General features: G+C 66.4%; 15 protein-coding genes. 10 read left to right on the forward strand and 5 right to left on the reverse strand.

The annotated features are described in order from the left end of the window. Window positions 1-41 precede the first annotated feature (41 nt). From secD to ACFVVC_RS00880, 3 genes are all read left to right on the forward strand, one after another. Window positions 42-1,799, forward strand: a complete 1,758-nt coding sequence (secD, locus tag ACFVVC_RS00870; RefSeq protein WP_387447990.1) for a protein translocase subunit SecD — start codon at window positions 42-44, stop codon at window positions 1,797-1,799. Next, entirely contained in the window at window positions 1,799-2,815 is a 1,017-nt protein-coding gene (gene secF / locus ACFVVC_RS00875) for a protein translocase subunit SecF (protein ID WP_387447992.1), read from the forward strand. The genes secD and secF overlap by 1 nt, the downstream gene beginning before the upstream one ends. Window positions 2,816-2,963: 148 nt before the next feature. Next, window positions 2,964-5,354, forward strand: a complete 2,391-nt coding sequence (locus ACFVVC_RS00880) for a RelA/SpoT family protein (protein ID WP_387447994.1) — start codon at window positions 2,964-2,966, stop codon at window positions 5,352-5,354. Here ACFVVC_RS00880 and ACFVVC_RS00885 read toward each other — a convergent pair. From ACFVVC_RS00885 to ACFVVC_RS00895, 3 genes are all read right to left on the reverse strand, one after another. Then, window positions 5,235-5,993 (reverse strand): type IV toxin-antitoxin system AbiEi family antitoxin, encoded by a 759-nt coding sequence (locus tag ACFVVC_RS00885; protein ID WP_387447996.1) that lies wholly within the window; start codon window positions 5,991-5,993, stop codon window positions 5,235-5,237. The two genes, ACFVVC_RS00880 and ACFVVC_RS00885, sit on opposite strands and share 120 nt — an antisense overlap. 94 nt (window positions 5,994-6,087) lie before the next feature. Further along, window positions 6,088-7,611: a DUF349 domain-containing protein gene (locus ACFVVC_RS00890; RefSeq protein ID WP_387447998.1), complete on the reverse strand. Its 1,524-nt coding sequence runs from the start codon at window positions 7,609-7,611 to the stop codon at window positions 6,088-6,090. A 67-nt stretch (window positions 7,612-7,678) separates the two neighbouring features. Beyond that, on the reverse strand, window positions 7,679-8,497 hold the full coding sequence (locus ACFVVC_RS00895; protein WP_387447999.1) for a peptidylprolyl isomerase: 819 nt from the start codon (window positions 8,495-8,497) through the stop codon (window positions 7,679-7,681). Between the two features lie 225 nt (window positions 8,498-8,722). On the opposite strand from ACFVVC_RS00895, the gene hisS reads away from it, so the two are divergent. Continuing rightward, complete coding sequence (gene hisS / locus ACFVVC_RS00900; protein WP_387448001.1) at window positions 8,723-10,093, forward strand: histidine--tRNA ligase; 1,371 nt, start codon at window positions 8,723-8,725, stop codon at window positions 10,091-10,093. Here hisS and ACFVVC_RS00905 read toward each other — a convergent pair. Next, a complete protein-coding gene (locus ACFVVC_RS00905; RefSeq protein ID WP_387448003.1) occupies window positions 10,090-11,355 on the reverse strand; it encodes an APC family permease in 1,266 nt (421 codons plus the stop codon). The genes hisS and ACFVVC_RS00905 overlap by 4 nt on opposite strands. Before the next feature lie 97 nt (window positions 11,356-11,452). On the opposite strand from ACFVVC_RS00905, the gene aspS reads away from it, so the two are divergent. Then, window positions 11,453-13,234, forward strand: a complete 1,782-nt coding sequence (gene aspS / locus ACFVVC_RS00910) for an aspartate--tRNA ligase (RefSeq protein WP_387448005.1) — start codon at window positions 11,453-11,455, stop codon at window positions 13,232-13,234. Between the two features lie 85 nt (window positions 13,235-13,319). Then, window positions 13,320-14,135, forward strand: coding sequence for a GNAT family N-acetyltransferase (locus ACFVVC_RS00915; protein ID WP_387448007.1), 816 nt, complete (start codon window positions 13,320-13,322; stop codon window positions 14,133-14,135). Between the two features lie 18 nt (window positions 14,136-14,153). Here ACFVVC_RS00915 and ACFVVC_RS00920 read toward each other — a convergent pair whose 3' ends face one another. After that, a complete protein-coding gene (locus ACFVVC_RS00920; protein ID WP_387448009.1) occupies window positions 14,154-14,822 on the reverse strand; it encodes an acVLRF1 family peptidyl-tRNA hydrolase in 669 nt (222 codons plus the stop codon). A 61-nt stretch (window positions 14,823-14,883) separates the two neighbouring features. On the opposite strand from ACFVVC_RS00920, the gene ACFVVC_RS00925 reads away from it, so the two are divergent. The 4 genes from ACFVVC_RS00925 (at window position 14,884) to ACFVVC_RS00940 (ending at window position 17,913) form a co-directional block, all read left to right on the forward strand. Beyond that, window positions 14,884-16,347: a replication-associated recombination protein A gene (locus ACFVVC_RS00925; RefSeq protein WP_387448010.1), complete on the forward strand. Its 1,464-nt coding sequence runs from the start codon at window positions 14,884-14,886 to the stop codon at window positions 16,345-16,347. Between the two features lie 171 nt (window positions 16,348-16,518). Next, a complete protein-coding gene (rpsD, locus tag ACFVVC_RS00930) occupies window positions 16,519-17,145 on the forward strand; it encodes a 30S ribosomal protein S4 (RefSeq protein ID WP_009357431.1) in 627 nt (208 codons plus the stop codon). Window positions 17,146-17,290: 145 nt separating this feature from the next. Further along, on the forward strand, window positions 17,291-17,665 hold the full coding sequence (locus ACFVVC_RS00935) for a DUF948 domain-containing protein (protein ID WP_018761438.1): 375 nt from the start codon (window positions 17,291-17,293) through the stop codon (window positions 17,663-17,665). A gap of 17 nt (window positions 17,666-17,682) precedes the next feature. Beyond that, window positions 17,683-17,913: a DUF6167 family protein gene (locus ACFVVC_RS00940; protein WP_243835433.1), complete on the forward strand. Its 231-nt coding sequence runs from the start codon at window positions 17,683-17,685 to the stop codon at window positions 17,911-17,913. Window positions 17,914-18,034: the final 121 nt, after the last annotated feature.

The following is an 18,034-nucleotide window of genomic DNA, read 5'->3' on the forward strand; positions in this document are numbered from 1 at the left end:
CCGTGCCGGCGGTTCTTCCGCGAATAAGAGAAAGATCGACAATGGCACGAACTGGCCGCAAGAAACCAGGGCTCCGCGTCCTGGTCTGGCTTGGTGTAATCCTGGCAGCGCTGACCGCCGTCCTGGCGGGCGGCACTATCGCCGGACAAGCCAGCTGGGCACCCAAACTGGCCCTGGACCTCGAAGGCGGCACCCAGATGATCCTGGCGCCGAAGGTTGAGGGGGGTTCGGACATCAACGAACAGCAACTCAACCAGGCCGTGGCGATCATCCGCCAGCGCGTGGACGGCTCAGGCGTCTCCGAAGCGGAAATCAGCACCCAGTCCGGTCGCAACGTGGTGGTCAGCCTCCCCGGCACGCCGTCCGCTGAAACCCGGAACCTGATCCAGGCATCCGCCGACATGAACTTCCGCCCCGTCATCCTCAACGGCGACGGCGCAGCGGTGCCGGCAGAGTCACAGACTCCGGAGGACCAGCTGCCCAAGCCGACGGCTGCGCCGGCCAACAGCAGCGACACCAACTGGATCACGCCCGAGATCTACAAGCAGTTCGAAGCACTGGACTGCAACAGTGCCCAGGCCGAGAATCCGCAGCGGTCCGATCCCACCAAGCCGTTGGTAACCTGCGAACCTGCCACCGCCAAAACCCCTGCCATCAAGTACATTCTGGGGCCGGTGGAGGTCAAAGGCACCAACATCGTCACGTCGTCCTTCCAGCTGCAGCAGGGCGTGCACGGTGCGGTCACCAATGACTGGGCCGTCAACATCCAGTTCGACGCCGAGGGCACTGCCAAGTTCAAGGACGTGACCGAGCGCCTGAACCAGTTCTACGTTGCCGCTGGAGGCGAGTCGGGCACCGATCCCAAGTCCCAGTTCGCCATTGTGCTGGACGATCGCGTCATTTCTGCCCCGCGTTCGCTGGCTGTGATTACCGACGGCCGCCCGCAGATCACCGGTGGGTTCACCGAGCAGACCGCCAAGGCGTTGTCCGACCAGCTGCGCTTTGGCGCCCTGCCCATCAGCTTCGAAATCCAGAGCGACCAGCAGATTTCGGCCACGCTCGGTGGCGAACAGCTGCGCATGGGTCTCCTGGCCGGCCTGATCGGCCTCCTCCTGGTGGTGGTTTACTCGCTGTTCCAGTACCGGGCCCTCGGATTTGTCACCATCGCATCGCTGGTGGTGGCCGGTGCGCTGACCTACCTGGCCATCGCCATCCTTGGCTGGACCGAGAACTACCGGCTGTCCCTGGCGGGCGTCGCCGGCATCATCGTGGCCATCGGCCAGACGGCGGACTCGTTCATTGTCTACTTCGAACGCATCCGTGACGAACTGCGTGAGGGCCGCGGCCTGGTGTCCGCCGTCGAAAACGGCTGGAAGCGCGCCAAGCGCACGGTCCTGGCCTCCAAGGCGGTCAACCTCCTCGCTGCCCTCGTCCTGTACTTCGTGGCCGTGGGCAACGTCCGGGGGTTCGCTTTCACCCTGGGCTTGACGGCCATCGCCGACCTCATCGTGGTGTTCATGTTCACGCACCCCACCCTGCAACTCCTGGCGCGCACCAAATTCTTTGGTGAGGGCCATAAGTTCTCCGGCCTGGACCCGGAGCGGCTGGGAGCGGTGCCGCTGTATCGCGGTGCCGGCCGCATGCGGACCCCCGAGGACCGGCCCGTGGCGGTGCGCGGCAAGAACGCCGGTGCCGCGGCAGAGGCCGAGCGCCGCATGACCATCGCCGAACGGCGCCTGGCGGAGAAGCAGGAACAGCTCGCCGGCTCGTCGAAAACCTCCGCGAAGGAGAACAAGTAATGTCAGGCTTCGCCAGCTTTGGTAATGAGCTTTACACCGGAAAGCGCTCCTACGACTTTGTGGGCGCCAAGAAGATCTGGTTCCTCATCGCTGCCGTGGCAGTGGCTTTGTCCATCATCATCCCGGCGGCCAAGGGCGGATTCAACCTTGGGATCGAGTTCCGCGGCGGGTCCGAATTCACGGTTTCCAACGTGAAGACGACCGACCCCACCGTGGGCGAGCACGCAGTCACCGACGTCGTGGCGGGCAGCGTTCCCCGGGTGGCCAACATCGCGGGCAACACCATGCGCATCCAAACCGACAAGCTGGCGGATGATGAAACCCTCAAGATCAAGCAGGGCCTGACCACGGCCTACGGCGTGACCGACAACGAGGTGACCTCTACGTTCGTCGGTCCCACCTGGGGTGCGGACGTGACCAAGCAGGCGCTGATCGGCCTGGTGGTCTTCGTGCTCCTCGCGGCGTTGCTGATGGCCTTGTACTTCCGCACATGGAAGATGTCGCTCTCGGCTCTTGCAGGCATGGCGGTGACGATGTTCATCACCGCCGGGGTCTACGCCCTCAGCGACTTTGAGGTCACGCCGTCTGCCATCATTGGCTTCCTCACGGTCCTCAGCTACTCGCTGTACGACACCGTGGTGGTCTTCGACAAGATCCGGGAAAATACCTCCGGCATTGAGGCCTCCACCCGCCGGACCTTCGGCGAGGAGGTCAATCTCGCCGTCAACCAAACCCTGGTCCGCTCCATTAACACCATGATGGTGGCCATCCTTCCTGTGGGGGCCATCCTCTTCATCGGTGCCGGTCTCCTTGGTGCGGGGACCCTGCGCGACCTGTCGCTGGCCTTGTTCGTCGGGATCCTCATCGGCACGGCCGCGACCATCTTCGTGGCTGCGCCGATGTATGCGTGGCTCCGCCAGGGCGAACCGGACCTGGTGAAGCAGGCACGGCGCGTGGAACAACGGCGTGCGGGTGCGGCGGAACGGGCAGTTCCGGCCTCGCCGGCCAAGGCCTGATCCGCCGCCGGCGGTACCCGCTGGTCCCTGCAAGACCGGGCAACGCAGACTCTGCGTCGCCCGGTCTTCGCGTATGCGGGGCCGGTTATAAAAGTCGCTGCCATGGGGAATAGACTGGGGTAATTAAATGGTGGTGAGGGGTGCTTCATTGGAAGAACGATCGGCGTCGGCGCCTACGGCAGAGGATGATAAGAATCCTGCCGGTGTACAGGCCGGTATGGCATCTTCGGCGCGCCCCGGATCGTTGGTTCCCGTGGACAATTCCGGCTCGCGCGCCACGTTTCCCGGCCGCCGGGAGCGTACCAGGTCCCGGCTTGCCCGCCTGACGGGGCGGGGGGCGGCAACCTACTCGCCCATCCTCGAACCACTGCTGCGGACGGTCCGGGCCAACAATCCCAAAGAGGACTTTGACCTCATCCAGCGTGCGTTCGACGTCGCCGAGCGCAGCCACCGCGGGCAAAAGCGCAAGAGCGGCGACCCCTACATCACCCACCCCGTGGCCGTCGCCACCATCCTGGCTGAACTCGGGCTCAGCGGCACCACCCTCGCGGCCGCCCTGCTGCACGACACCGTGGAAGACACCCCCTATACCCTGGCGGACCTGAAGCGCGACTTCGGGCAGGAAGTGGCCATGCTGGTGGACGGAGTGACCAAGCTGGACAAGGTCAGCTTCGGCGAAGCTGCCCAGTCCGAGACGGTCCGCAAGATGGTCGTCGCCATGGCCAAGGACATCCGGGTCTTGATGATCAAGCTGGCGGACCGGCTGCACAATGCGCGCACCTGGCGGTTTGTGTCCGCTGAGTCATCAGCCCGCAAGGCCCGGGAGACTTTGGAGATTTTCGCTCCGCTGGCGCACCGCCTGGGCATGAACACCATCAAATGGGAGCTTGAGGATCTGTCCTTCGCGGCCCTCTATCCCAAGGTGTACGAGGAGATAGTCCGGATGGTGGGGGACCGGACCCCTGAGCGGGAAAAGAGCCTGGGCGTCATCCGCGACCAGATCACCGAGGACCTGCGTGCCGCCCGCATCAAGGCCACCATCACCGGCAGGCCCAAGCACTATTATTCGATCTACCAGAAGATGATTGTCCGCGACAAGGACTTTGACGACATCAACGACCTCATGGGTGTCCGTGTCCTGGTGGACTCGGTCCGGGACTGCTATGCCGCCCTGGGCACCATGCATTCGCGCTGGAACCCGCTGCCCGGCAGGTTCAAGGACTACATCGCGATGCCCAAATTCAACATGTACCAGTCCCTGCACACCACCGTGATCGGCCCCGGCGGGAAGCCGGTGGAGATCCAGATCCGGACCCATGAGATGCACCGCCGGGCCGAGTACGGCGTGGCGGCACACTGGAAGTACAAGGACCAGCCCAACCGCACCGCCGTCGGCCCGGGAAGCCCGCGCGACGGCGATATGGGCTGGCTGCGTTCCCTGGTGGACTGGCAGCAGGAGACGTCTGATCCCGGAGAGTTCCTGGACTCGCTCCGCTTTGAAATCAACGCGCGCGAAGTGTTCGTCTTCACCCCCAAGGGCGAGGTCATGGCGCTGCCGGCGGGATCGACTCCCGTTGACTTCGCCTACGCCGTGCATACCGAGGTGGGGCACCGCACCATTGGCGCCAGGGTCAACGGGAAGCTGGTTCCGCTCAACAGCGAACTGAACCACGGCGACTGGGTGGAGATCTTCACTTCGAAGGCTGAGGGTGCCGGCCCAAGCCAGGACTGGCAGCACTTCGTCAAGAGCGCACGGGCCCGCAACAAGATCCGCCAGTGGTTCAGCAAGGAACGCCGCGAAGAGGCGATCGACCGCGGGAAGGAACTGCTGACCCGCGCCATGCGGAAGCAGAACCTTCCGCTGCAGCGGCTGATGACGCACGAGGCGTTGGCTGCGGTGGCCGAGGAATTCAAATACACGGATATTTCCGGACTCTACGCAGGCGTGGGTGACGGGCACACCTCGGCCCAGTCCGTCATGGAGAAGCTCATCGAGAGCCTGGGCGGCAATGAAAGCGCCGATGATGACGTCGAAGAGATCAGCATCCCCACCCAGGTCACGAAGGCCCGCTTCTCGGATTCCGGCGTTGTGGTCCGTGGCGTGGGAGACGTCTGGGTGAAGTTGGCCCGGTGCTGCACCCCGGTGCCGCCGGACCCCATCCTTGGGTTCGTGACGAGGGGCTCGGGCGTCTCCGTGCACCGTACCGACTGCACCAACATCTCCGACCTCAAGGACCAGCCCGACAGGATCGTGGACGTAGACTGGGCGCCCACCCAGTCCAGCGTGTTCCTGGTGGAAATCCAGGTAGAGGCACTTGACCGGAAATCCCTGCTCTCGGACGTCACACGCGTCCTGTCGGAGAACCACGTCAACATCCTGGCGGCCAGCGTCCACACGTCCACCGACCGGGTGGCCATCTCAAAGTTCGCCTTCGAGATGGGCGACCCCAAGTACCTCAGCCATGTGCTGAGCGCCGTCCGAAGGATCGACGGGGTGTTCGACGTCTACCGGACCACCGGGAACAAGCGCCGGAGCTAGCAGCGCCAGTTTCTCCAACGCCGCCCGCTTGTGGGGCACGCGGGGGGACGCTTCGATGGCACGTACCAGCAGCCGAAGCCCTACGTCCTGCTGCGGCCGCGCCAGCAGGGCGGTGAGGGCAGGCAGGGCACGTTCCGTTTCCACGTGCAAGGCAATATCCAGCGCCGTCCGCAGCGGACTGGAGACCATCAGCCCGCCCAGGCTGATGACATCGAGCGGACCGAGTTTCACTTCGTGAAGGGTGCAGCCTCGCGTGTTCCGCAGGCTTGATACCCTCCGTTTCGTATCGACCAACAATGCCAGCCGGTCAGGCTCCGCCGCGCAGCCGTAGATCCAGGCTGCGGTCATCCGCCCCGCAACCACGCGTTGCCTTACCGCCGTGGGAACGACGGCGGCGGCTGCCCGGGCCCGTAGCTTCGGCGACGCCGGCATCCCCGGCAGGGTATAGCCGTGGTGATGGAACCGGGCCAACAGGCCGTCGGCGGCGAGGGATTGGAGTTCCGGCCCCGCAAAGGGGGCCCCGGGCGCGTACAGCTCCGGAAAACGGGGAGCGGAGGCGACGTCAGTGCCCTGCAGCGGGCTGCCCGCCGCGGCAGGGCTGCGTTGCCAGGGACCGGAAGGAACTGGTGTTGTGGCCATGTCCCCATCCTGCCCGGATGGCCGTTAACGAGCACAGGCCCGGTCCAGGTTATGTGGATAACCGGACCGGGCCCGTGCGTCAGTCGGGGAAGGGTCAGGACAGCTCGCTGGCCGATCGCTGGATCTGGTCCAGCCAGGCCTGGCGGGCTTCGAGGGCTTCCTGCGCGGCTTTGATCTTGCGCTGGTCGCCGCTCTTCTCTGCCTTCGCGAGGTCTTCCTGGAGCCCGGCAATGGCGGACTCCAGCTGCGACAGGGCACTGTTGGTGCGGGCCTTGCGCTCCGGGTTGGACCGCTGCCACTGCTCTTCCTCGGCGTGGCGGACAGCGTCCTCCACCTTCCGCAGGCCGGCTTCGACCCGGCCCATGTCTGCCCGGGGCACCTTGCCCGCTTCTTCCCACCGGTCACGGACTGACTGCAATGCTTTCTTTGCGGCCGCGAGGTCGTTTACCGGAAGAATCGAGTTGGCCTCAGCGAGGAGTTCCTCCTTGACGGCGAGGTTGGCCGTGTACTCCTGGTCGATCTCGTCGTTGGCAGCCTGGCGGGAGGTGAAGAACACGTCCTGGGCGGCGCGGAACCTGGCCCAGAGCGCGTCATCGTCCTTCCGGCTGGCACGCGGCGATGCCTTCCACTGGTCCATGAGACGGCGGTATTCGCCGGCGGCGAAGCCCCAGTCCGTTGATGTTGACAGGGCTTCAGCCTCGGCGATCAGCTTCTCCTTGGCGGCCTTGGCCGCGGAGTTGTTGCTGTCCAGCTGCGAGAAATAAGCCCGGCGGTGGCGGTCAAAGACGGTACGTGCAGCCCTGAACCGCTTCCACAGCGCATCCTCGTTGCTCCGGCCCAGCCTGACCCCGCTCTTCTGCGCGGCCTTCCAGTTCTCGAACAGCTCGTTCATCCGCGCGCTGGAGGTCTTCCACTGCGTCTGCGCGGGATCCTGGCCGGAAATCTCCTCCGCTTCAGCCACGATGGCTTCCCTGGCCGCGAGTTCGGCGGCGCGGACGGCGTCGTGCTCGGCCTTTTCGGTTTTCTCGAGTTCCGTGATCTGGCCGGCAAGCTTTTCCAGCCTGGCCTCGGCGGCGCGGAGGTCGCCCACCATGTTCCGCTCGGCGAGCTGCTCGTGCAGGTGGGTCACGGTCTTCTGCATGTCCGTGCTGGGGGCCTTGGAGCTGACCCGCTGTTCCAGGAGCACGATCTGGGCCACGACGTCGTCATACTTCCGGGCGAAGTAGATCAGGGCTTCCTCACCGCTGACGCCGGGGTACTGCCCAACCGGGTGTTCACCGCCGTCGATCGTCAGGTAAACGTGGCCGTCCCCTTCAACCCGGCCCCACTTGGAGGCCTCGGCGACAGACGTGCTGGGAGCGGCAGGAACGGGTGCGGCGGCAGGAGCGGCGGCAGCAGGCTTCGGGCGCGAGGCGAACGCGGCAGGAGACGGCGCGGAAGGCCGGGGGCCCGGAGCCGGTGCGGGCGCCGCTTCAGGTGCTTCCGCGGGAGCGGCCTCTTCCGGGGCTGCGGCTGCCGGTGGGTTGGCTGCTTCGGTGCCGGCGCCTTCGCTGGTGTCCGAGGCCGCCGCCACGGTCAGGTCTGTTGCTGTTTCGTCGGATTTCTGACTGTCTGTCACCGCTAAAAGTCTTTCGCTTGGAGGGAAATACTCACGTACTGCACCGTGTCCGCTTGGGCCCGGCGTCCTACTTCAGAGAAAACGAGTCTATCGTGACTGGTTGGATCGGTGCGCCGTCTGTGTCACTGGCCCCGGGCGTAATACCTGCGGCGGCAATCCTGGACACCGCATCCAGTCCGGACGTCACCTTGCCCACCACCGTATAGCCCCCGGCGGAGTCCGGATTGATCACGGTGTCCTTGTAGACGATGAAGAACTGGGTACCGTTTCCATAGGCGTTGTTGCCCGTCCGCGCCACGGCGATGGTCCCTGCGGGGTATTTGTTGTCGGCGGGGGTGTTTTCCAACGGGCCCCAGGAGTAGTTCGGGTCACCCTGGCCGTCACCATTGGCGGAGCCGCATTGCAGGACACCGAACTGGTCTGCTGTGGTCAAGCGGTGGCAGGCCTTGCCGTTAAAGAAGCCTTGATCGCTGAGTGACTTGAAGACTGCGGCCGCCTGCGGCGCCTTGGTGCCGTCCACTTCCACGCCGAGGGGCCTGCCGTTCAGGGACAGCTCACCGGAGAACGTCTTGCCGGCGGCGGTGTCCGCGGCTGGAATGTTCGCCCCGTTGGACACCTGCGGAGACGGAGCGGCGGAGGCGCTTGCGGACGCCGACGGGTCGGTCAGCCCGGCTTGCGCGGCAGCGTATTCGTCTTCGGTGGGATTCCCGGCGAAGGCTGTGAGTTGAAGTACGACGGCGAGCGCGACGGCGGCGGCTCCCGCGCCGGCGGCCACGAGGTTGTCGCGTTTGCGCCGCTTGTCCTGGCTGCGCCGCAGCTCGCGCTTGGCCTCCATTTGCTGGATGCGCCGTTTTGTTTCGCGGGCACTGCGTGAACTGGCCGCCAAGGGTCCTCCTCGTCGTCGGGCTGCTGATGCCCGGCGAATGGCCGCCGGGCGCAGGTGGGGCGGCCGTCAGCGCCGGTCCGCTGCATTAGAGATGCACACGGATGGCGCATAAACTGGCTGCCGCACATAGTTTATGCATGGCTGGCTGTGCTGCCGCCGAACGTCGCCTTGGAGCGGCGCGCGGGCAGCCCCGGCGCACCTTCCACCGTAAGGAGAACTTTCCCCATGGCACGCACCGCCTCCCTGTCCGGATTCCCCGAGTGGCTTCCCGAGGAGCGGTTGGTGGAGCTGCATGTGCTCGATACCCTGCGCCGGGTCTTTGAACTGCATGGGTTTGCTTCGATCGAAACCCGCGCCGTGGAAACGGTGGGCCAGCTGTTGCGCAAGGGCGAGATCGACAAGGAAGTGTACGGCCTCAGCAGGCTGCAGGAAGACGACGGCGACAACCCCGTCAAGGGCGGCAAGGCTGATCCCCACGCGCTTGCCCTGCATTTTGACCTGACGGTTCCGTTTGCCCGGTACGTCGTGGAAAACGCCGGGTACCTGGCATTCCCGTTCCGCCGGTACCAGATCCAGAAGGTGTGGCGCGGCGAGCGGCCCCAGGAAGGCCGGGCCCGGGAGTTCACCCAGGCGGACATCGATGTTGTGGGCGACGGTGAGTTGCCGTTCCGCTATGACGTGGAGATTGCCCTGGTGATCGCCGAGGCGCTCAGCGCGCTTCCCATCCCGGACTTCCGGCTTCGGATCAACAACCGCAAGCTGGCTGAAGGCTTCTATCGGGGGATCGGGCTCGATGACACCGCCGGCGTGCTGCGCAGCATCGACAAGCTCGAAAAAATCGGTCCCGCCAAGGTGGCGGAGTTGCTGAAGACGGAACTCGGTGCCTCCGACGAGCAGGCAGCCAAGGCCCTGCAGTTGGCGGCCATCCGCACGGAAGACACCTCCTTCGTGGCGAAGGTCCGTGCCCTGGGCGTCAGCGACGAGCTCCTGGACGAGGGCTTGGATGAACTGGAACAGGTGATCGATGCCGCCGTCCAGCGGGCCCCCGGCAAGGTGCTGGCGGACCTGAGCATCGCCCGCGGCCTGGACTACTACACGGGCACGGTGGTGGAGACCGTCCTGGTTGGCCATGAACAGCTGGGATCGATCTGCTCCGGCGGCCGTTACGATGCGCTGGCGTCGAAGGGCAACCGAAAGTTCCCGGGGGTGGGCCTGTCAATCGGTGTCACCCGCCTCGTGTCCCGGATCCTCAGCCAGGACCTGGCCAAGGCCTCCCGTTCCGTGCCCACGGCCGTCCTGGTGGCCCTGAGCCACGACGACAGCTGGGGTGCCGCGCAGGACGTTGCTGCCCTGCTTCGCAGCAGGGGCATCCCCACCGAGGTTGCGGCGAAGGCGGAGAAATTCGGCAAGCAGATCAAGTTCGCTGACCGGCGCGGAATCCCGTTCGTATGGTTCACGGACGAGGACGGCACCCACCAGGTCAAGGACATCCGGACCGGCGAACAGGTGGTGGCCGCTCCGGAGACCTGGACCCCGCCGCTGGAGGACCTCACGGTACAGGTGAGCACCACGGCCAACGCAACAGCGTCCGTTTAGCGGCCTCGCTGCCGGCTGGGCTGGTGCTGCCTGAAGCGCAGCACCAGCCAACGGCCGGCCGTACCCGCGGCCAGGACCGCAGCCATGGTCAGTACCGGAGCGGGTGGCAGTGTGAAGGCCAGGACCACGCACCCCAGGAAGCCCGCCGCGTTCAGCCAGCGCGGCGCGTGGCCCGGATGCGAAGCAAGGGTGTAGGCGGAGGCGTTGGCAACTGCGTAATACACCAGTACCCCGAAGCTTGAGAAGCCCACCACGGTCATCACGTCAGTGGTCAGCAGGAGCAGGATCACGACGGCGGACACGGCCAGTTCAGCGACAAACGGTACGGCGTGCGCCCCGCCCACCTTGGCCAGGGAGCGGGGAAGGTCACCTTCCCGCGCCATGGCCAGCGTGGTGCGCCCGACCCCGGTGATCAGGGCGAGCAGGGCGCCCAGGCATGCGGCAGCGGAACCAACCTGTACCAGCGGTGCGCCCGCCGCCAGCTGCGATGCCAACACCGTGTCCAGGAGGGGAGTCCTGGCAGTCGCCAGACGGTCTCCCAGGTGGGCCTGCAGGAGCAAAGCCAGCAACAGGTAGATGGTGAAGGCGGCGGCCAACGCGGCGAGAATGGCCCGCGGGATGGTACGGGAGGGATCTTTTACTTCTTCCCCCAGTGTGGCGATTCGCGCGTACCCGGCGAACGCGAAGAACATCAGGCCGGCCGCAGGGAGGACCCCGGCCGGCCCGCCGGAACCTGGGCCAGCCATGTCCGCGGCAGGATGCGGGCCGAGGACTGCGGCAACCGCGACGAACACCAGGGTAGCCAGGACGAGGCACAACAGGATCCGTGTGAGCTGGGCAGTTCGGGTGATTCCCAGCAGGTTGATGCCGGTCAGGGCAAGCACCGCACCAACGGCCACCGGCGCGGCATAGCCCGGTGCCACGTAACTGCCGAAGGTCAACGCCATGGCCGCGCAGGATGCGGTCTTCCCCGTGACGAATCCCCATCCAGCGACAAAGCCGGGCCACTCACCCAGTTGTTTCCGGCCGTAAACATAGGTGCCGCCGCTGGTGGGATACGTTGCGGCCAGCGCCGCCGAGGCTACCGCGTTGCAGTACGCCACAACACCGGCCAGAACCACGGATAAGACCAGCAGGTTCCCGGCCAGGGCTGCGGCGGGAGCGAACACCACGAACACGCCGGCGCCCAGCATGGAGCCGAGGCCGATGGCGGTGGCATCGAAGGTGCCGAGCCGGCGTTGAAGCTGCTGGGGTTGGCCCATGAGGCGGCAGTACCTTTCCAGCGGGTAAACTCGGACGGGATCGTTCCCGGAACGATCATATTGAACTTCCCACTGTTTTCCCGCAGAAAGGCGTGCTGTGCTGCGCACACATGACCTCGGATCCCTTCGTTCCGAGCACATTGGACAAACCGTAACCCTGGCCGGCTGGGTGGGCCGCCGTCGTGACCACGGTGGTGTGGCCTTCGTGGACCTGCGCGATGCTTCCGGCGTCTCGCAGGTGGTGGTGCGTGAAGAAGAGGTCTTCCATGGCCTGCGCAACGAGTACGTCCTGCAGGTCAAGGGCATTGTTTCCCGGCGGCCCGAGGGCAACGAAAACCCGGCGCTGGCCACCGGTGAGATCGAGGTCATCGCCGAGGACGTCACTATCCTCAACACCTCGGACCCGCTGCCCTTCCAGATTGACGAGCACGTCGAGGTGGGCGAGGAAGCGCGCCTCAAGCACCGCTACCTTGACCTCCGCCGTCCTGGGCCCAGCCGGAACCTGCGCCTCCGTTCCGAGGCGAACCGGGTGGCGCGCGACCTTCTCCACGATGAGGGCTTCGTGGAGATCGAGACGCCCACGCTGACCCGTTCGACGCCGGAAGGCGCCCGTGACTTCCTGGTTCCGGCCCGCCTGGCCCCGGGTTCCTGGTACGCCCTCCCGCAGTCCCCGCAGCTGTTCAAGCAGCTCCTGCAGGTGGGCGGATTCGAGAAGTACTACCAGATTGCGCGCTGCTACCGTGATGAGGACTTCCGTGCGGACAGGCAGCCGGAATTCACCCAGCTGGACATCGAGGCCAGCTTCGTGGACCAGGACGACATCATCCGGCTGGGCGAAAACATCGTCAAGGCGGTGTGGCAGCTCATTGGGGCGGACATCCCTACTCCCATCCAGCGCATCACCTATGCCGACGCCATGGCCCGGTACGGCTCTGACAAGCCGGATCTTCGCTTCGGGCAGGAACTGACCGAACTCACCGAATTCTTCAAGGACACCAACTTCGGCGTCTTCAAGGCCCCCTACGTTGGCGCAGTCGTCATGCCCGGCGGCGCCTCGCAGGCACGCCGCGCCCTGGATGCGTGGCAGGAATGGGCCAAGCAGCGCGGCGCCAAGGGCCTCGCGTACGTCCTGTACAAGGACGACGGCGAGCTCGCTGGCCCGGTGGCCAAGAACCTCACCGAGATCGAACGGGCGGGGCTCGCAGACGCTGTTGGCGCCAAGCCCGGCGACTGCATCTTCTTCGCCGCGGGCGAGAAGACCCCGTCGCGCGCACTGCTTGGTGCCGCCCGCGTGGAAATCGGCCACCGCACCGGCCTCATCGATCCCACCGACTGGGCGTTCTGCTGGGTCGTGGACGCGCCCATGTTCGAGCCCGCCGCCGCGGCCGTTGCCTCGGGCGACGTCGCCGTGGGCGGAGGCCAGTGGACCGCCGTCCACCACGCCTTCACCTCGCCCAAGCCTGAATTCCTTGACACCTTCGACAAGGATCCGGAATCGGCGCTCTCCTACGCCTACGACATCGTCTGCAACGGCAACGAAATCGGTGGCGGCTCCATCCGTATCCACCAGCGCGAAGTGCAGGAACGCGTCTTCGAACTGATGGGCCTGGACAAGGAAGACGCCCAGACCAAGTTCGGCTTCCTGCTCGAGGGCTTCAAGTACGGCGCACCCCCGCACGGCGGCATCGCCTTCGGCTGGGACCGCGTGGTGTCGCTGCTGGCAGGAGTTGAGTCCATCCGCGACGTCATCGCCTTCCCGAAGTCCGGTGGCGGCCATGACCCCCTGACCGAGGCTCCGGCGCCCATTACGCCCCAGCAGCGCAAGGAAGCAGGCGTGGACTTCAAACCGGAAGCTAAAAAGCCGGTAGAAAAGCAGTAAAAAAAGGACGGCCGCCCAAGGCGCCGCCACCGAAGGTTCCCCGGGTCCAACCGGGGGACCTTCGGCCGTTAAGGAAGGAATGCCGATGCCGACCCCTGACAATACGAAACCCGCTGCCTTGGATCTCGAAGCTGCCATGGACGCTGCGTGGCCGGCCCTTGAAAGGCAGGAAGCCGGCAACTGGGTGCTCCGGGCGGCGGCTGGCGTCACTCAGCGGGCCAACTCCATCTGGCCGCGTGCCCAGGAGGCCGGCCAATCCGACGGCGACCTGGCCGCCTTGCTCGCCGACGCAAGGGCGTGGTACCGCCAGCGCCGGCTGCCCGTGATCTTCCAACTGTTCGACAATCCCGCCGCGGCAGCGCTCCACGACCTGCTCGACGCCGAGCGGTTCACCCGCCAGTCCGAGACCGTGGTCATGACCCGCAGCGCCGCCGCAGGCGGTACCCCTGAAGACGGCCGTGAAGGCGCGGCGGTCGAACTGGCACCTGTGCCGTCCGAGGACTGGCTGCGGCTTTGGTGGGAGGTGGACGGCCGCGGCGGCGGGGATGCCCTGGGCACCGCACGGGCAATCCTCGAAGGATGCCCGTCGTTGTACGCGTTGGCGCGGGACGGCGACGGCCGCGCGGCCGCCGTCGGACGCCTTGCCATGCCTGCCGGCGGCACCCTTGGTGGCGTGTACGGGATGGCCACACGTCCTGACGCGCGCCGTAAGGGGTATGCGGCTGCCACTCTCCACGCCCTGCTGCGGGCCGGCGTCGACCGCGGTGTGACGGACTTCTGGTTGCTGGTGACGGCGCAAAACCATGGTGCCCGGGCGCTCTATTCCAGGGCGGGCTTCAGTGAATCCGGACGCTATCTGTACCGCCAGGAGCGGCCGCGCCGGTCGCTGACGGGCTGCTGACCAGGCATCACCTGCGCACTAGCCGGACGCGTCGGTCACGGTGACCCTCACCGAGCACGCGTCCGCCGCCGCCTTCTTCAACACGGCGCCCCTCGGCTCCGGTACGTCGAGATATGCGAGGCGGGACAGCTGGGCATAGGGGCGCAGGGGCGGTTGCTGCAGGACAAGGTCCGCAAGGGCCCTGTCACCGCCCGGCACCACGTACTCGAACGCCTCGCCGCCGAATACCGCTGCCGCTTGTTCCGCCACGGAGGCCACCAAGGCGTCCGCCTGGTTGGAACGGCGCCGGGCGAACCGCTGCTGGGACTGGCCGCCCGCCGCGGTGCGCGACTGAACGTACCTGGTGCCTGCCTTGGACGCCAACAGCATGCCTTCGCTTGCCACCCCTATGCCGTAGCCGCCCCGCCGCACCAGCAGCAGTCCCAGGCGGCGCGGCTGGGACGCCAGGGCGGCCAGGCGTTCCACCGGGTCGTCGCCGCGTCCGGGACGGCCGTCCGCCGGCCACGGCGCCTGCAGGAGCGCCTCGCTGCCGTCAGCGGCCAAAAGCCGGAGGCCGTCGTCGTCATCCCGCAACCGGAAACCGCCGTGGGAGGAACCGAACCGTTCCACCCAGCCGGCCAGCCGGGCGCCGGCCACGAATGCCGTCCGGACGGACGGCGGTCCGCCGGCGGAAGCAGTGGCGGGCATGGCGATCCTTTGCTGTCGGGAGCCGTGAAAAGCAGGAGTGGACTGGAAGTAGCCTATCTATGTGGATGATCTCTTCGGGCACGGCCCAGAAAACGACGACGACGACGGTCCTGTCGCCGGGGCAGGCGCCGGTACCGGGGGGCACGGTGCGCGGGGACAGGGATCGCCGCGGAGCCCGCTGGCGGTCCGCATGCGGCCGCGCAGCGTGGATGAGGTGGTGGGCCAGCAGCACCTGCTCGGCCAGGGATCACCCCTCCGTCAGCTGGCCGCAGGGGCCGATGCCGCAGGTCCGGCGGGGCCCAGTTCCCTGATCCTGTGGGGACCCCCGGGCACCGGCAAGACCACCCTTGCGCACGTCATTGCCCGCGGGCCTGGACGGAAATTCGTCGAACTGTCCGCCATCACGGCAGGCGTCAAGGACGTCCGGCGCGTCATGGATGACGCCCTGACCGCCCGCGACCTCTACAAGACCACCACCGTGCTCTTCCTGGACGAGATCCACCGATTCAACAAGGCCCAGCAGGACGCGCTGCTGCCCGGCGTCGAAAACCGCTGGGTGGTCCTGGTGGCCGCCACCACCGAGAACCCTTCCTTTTCCGTGGTCTCCCCGCTGCTGTCACGGTCCCTGCTCCTGACCCTCAAGCCACTCACGGACGCCGATATCGAGGGCCTGCTGGTGCGGGCCGTGGAAGACCCCCGCGGTCTCGGCGGCAAGGTCCGGCTCAGCGAGGAGGCGCTCGACCACCTGGTCCGGCTCTCCGGCGGCGACGCCCGCCGGGCGTTGACGGCGCTGGAGGCCGCGGCGGGGGTCGCTTTCGGTGACGCGGACGACGTCGAACGTTCAGCGGGAGAGGAAGGTGCGGCGGGGGAGCCGGTCACCGATGAACCGGTCACCGTGGAGTTGCGCCACACCGAGCGTGCCCTGGACGCTGCCGCGGTCCGGTACGACCGTGCCGGCGACCAGCACTATGACGTGGCCAGCGCCTTCATCAAGTCCATCCGGGGCTCCGACGTGGACGCCGCACTGCATTACCTCGCGCGGATGCTGGAAGCGGGGGAGGACCCCCGCTTCGTCGCCCGGCGGATCGTCATTTCCGCGGCAGAGGATGTGGGCATGGCGGATCCCACCGCGCTCCAGACGGCAGTGGCCGCAGCCCAGGCAGTGCAGCTGATCGGAATGCCGGAGGGGCGGATCATCCTGGCCGAGGCAGTGGTCCACCTGGCCACCGCGCCGAAGTCCAACGCCGCCTATATGGGCATCAACAAGGCGATCGCCGATGTGCGGGCCGGCTTCGGGGTCGGAATCCCCGCCCACCTCCGCGATGCACACTATCCGGGCTCCAAGCAGTTGGGCCACGGTGTGGGCTACAAGTACGCCCACGATGCTCCGCACGGGGTGGCCGGCCAGCAGTATCCGCCGGACGACCTGGTGGGGCGGGACTACTACCAGCCAACGAACAATGGAGCCGAACGGGACATCGCGGTACGGCTGGAGCGGCTGCGGAAGATTGTGAGGGGCAAGTAGCTGCCGTGGTAGGCTATATGTTTGTCTGGCAAGGCCCGGCGCACAATCTCCCCAATTTTACCGTTGAGAAGCTTATGCCCTGTGCCCAGTAGCAAAAGGCAGCGGTTGGCCGATGCTCTCCATCGTGGAGGCCAGTAACACTGACACACCGCAGATATTGGAAGGACACAAGTGGCTAACAACACTCGTGCTCGCCGTCAGGCCCGCCTCTCGCGGTCCCTCGGCATCGCTCTGACCCCCAAGGCCGCCAAGTACATGGAGCGCCGCCCGTACGGCCCCGGTGAGCATGGCCGCGCCCGCAAGAAGCAGGACTCCGACTACGCCGTCCGCCTGCGCGAAAAGCAGCGCCTGCGTGCCCAGTACGGCATCCGCGAAGCACAGATGACCCGTGCCTTCGAGGAAGCCCGCCGCACCAAGGGCCTGACCGGTGAAAACCTCATCGAACTGCTCGAAATGCGCCTTGACGCCTTGGTCCTGCGTGCCGGCTTCGCCCGCACCATCGCCCAGGCCCGCCAGCTGGTTGTGCACCGCCACATCATGGTTGACGGCGTCCGCGTTGACCGTCCGTCGTTCCGCGTCGGCGAGGGCCAGCTGGTCCACGTCCACAGCCGCAGCGAGACCATGGTTCCGCTGCAGGTTGCCGCCGCCGGTGCCCACCGCGACGTCCTGCCTGCCGTTCCGGCCTACCTGGACGTCAAGCTGGAAGCCCTGCAGGCCCGCCTGGTCCGCCGCCCCAAGCGTTCGGAAATCCCGGTGACCTGCGAAGAGCAGCTCGTCGTCGAATTCTACGCACGCTAAATCCCAGCAGCGTATCCAAAGAAGCCCGTGGCAAGCGCCACGGGCTTCTTTGTATGTAAGGTACTTGGGGGACATCTGCGCATCGGGCCTTCCGGGTCCGGCCAGGATGGAACCCGACCACGGAATTTCGAGGAGATGAACGTCTATGTCTGGTGGCGATATTGCCGGCCTGATCGCTGCCGGGGTGTTCGCGCTCCTGGTGCTGCTGCTCGCGGTACCCATCCTGAAGCTGGGAAGTGTCTTCGACGAGGTGCGCACCGCCATAAAATCCATCAGTGACGGCGCCACGCCCCTGATGGACGAGGTCACCGCCACCGTGTCGACCACCAACCAGCAGTTGAAGAAGGTCGACGGCATCTCGTCCAACGTCTCGGATGCGTCCGCCAACATTTCCGCCTTGTCCTCGCTGGTCGCCGCCACGGTGGGTTCGCCGCTGATCAAGGTGGCGGCGTTCAGCTACGGCGTTCGCAGCGCCTTCGCGAACCGCAGGAAGCCCGCAGCCGGCCGCCGCAGCCGCTAGATTCGAAAAGAACGAACATGAAAAGAATTGTTTGGATGGGAATTGGCGTGGCCATCGGCGTCATCGCGTTCCGTAAAGTCACTGAGGCGCAGGCCAACCTCGGGCCCGAAGGCCTCAACCGTGCTGTTGGGCGCCTGGCAGACGGCGTGTACGACTTCGCCGACGCCGTCCGCGCCGGGATGCGCGAGCGTGAGACCGACCTCCGCGCCGCACTGGGCGTCGACTCCGCGGAGCTGGTACGCCGCTGAGCCGCTGGGCATGCAACGGCAGCCAACGACAACCGGCGGGAACCGATCCTGGAACCCGCCACCTGAATTAACTTTCCGCGCCCGGCAGGAGCCGCGGACCACGAAGGGTAAGAAAACAGCT

This window comes from Pseudarthrobacter sp. NPDC058196 (genome assembly GCF_042882685.1).
GTDB lineage: Bacteria > Actinomycetota > Actinomycetes > Actinomycetales > Micrococcaceae > Arthrobacter.

Coding starts and splice junctions, on each gene's coding strand:
- ACFVVC_RS00905 (WP_387448003.1), bottom strand. CDS start 11,355: ATGGGCCAACCCCAGCAGCTTCAACGCCGGCTCGGCACCTTCGATGCC.
- ACFVVC_RS00915 (WP_387448007.1), top strand. CDS start 13,320: ATGCCGACCCCTGACAATACGAAACCCGCTGCCTTGGATCTCGAAGCT.
- secD (WP_387447990.1), top strand. CDS start 42: ATGGCACGAACTGGCCGCAAGAAACCAGGGCTCCGCGTCCTGGTCTGG.
- hisS (WP_387448001.1), top strand. CDS start 8,723: ATGGCACGCACCGCCTCCCTGTCCGGATTCCCCGAGTGGCTTCCCGAG.
- ACFVVC_RS00885 (WP_387447996.1), bottom strand. CDS start 5,993: ATGGCCACAACACCAGTTCCTTCCGGTCCCTGGCAACGCAGCCCTGCC.
- secF (WP_387447992.1), top strand. CDS start 1,799: ATGTCAGGCTTCGCCAGCTTTGGTAATGAGCTTTACACCGGAAAGCGC.
- ACFVVC_RS00940 (WP_243835433.1), top strand. CDS start 17,683: ATGAAAAGAATTGTTTGGATGGGAATTGGCGTGGCCATCGGCGTCATC.
- ACFVVC_RS00920 (WP_387448009.1), bottom strand. CDS start 14,822: ATGCCCGCCACTGCTTCCGCCGGCGGACCGCCGTCCGTCCGGACGGCA.
- ACFVVC_RS00935 (WP_018761438.1), top strand. CDS start 17,291: ATGTCTGGTGGCGATATTGCCGGCCTGATCGCTGCCGGGGTGTTCGCG.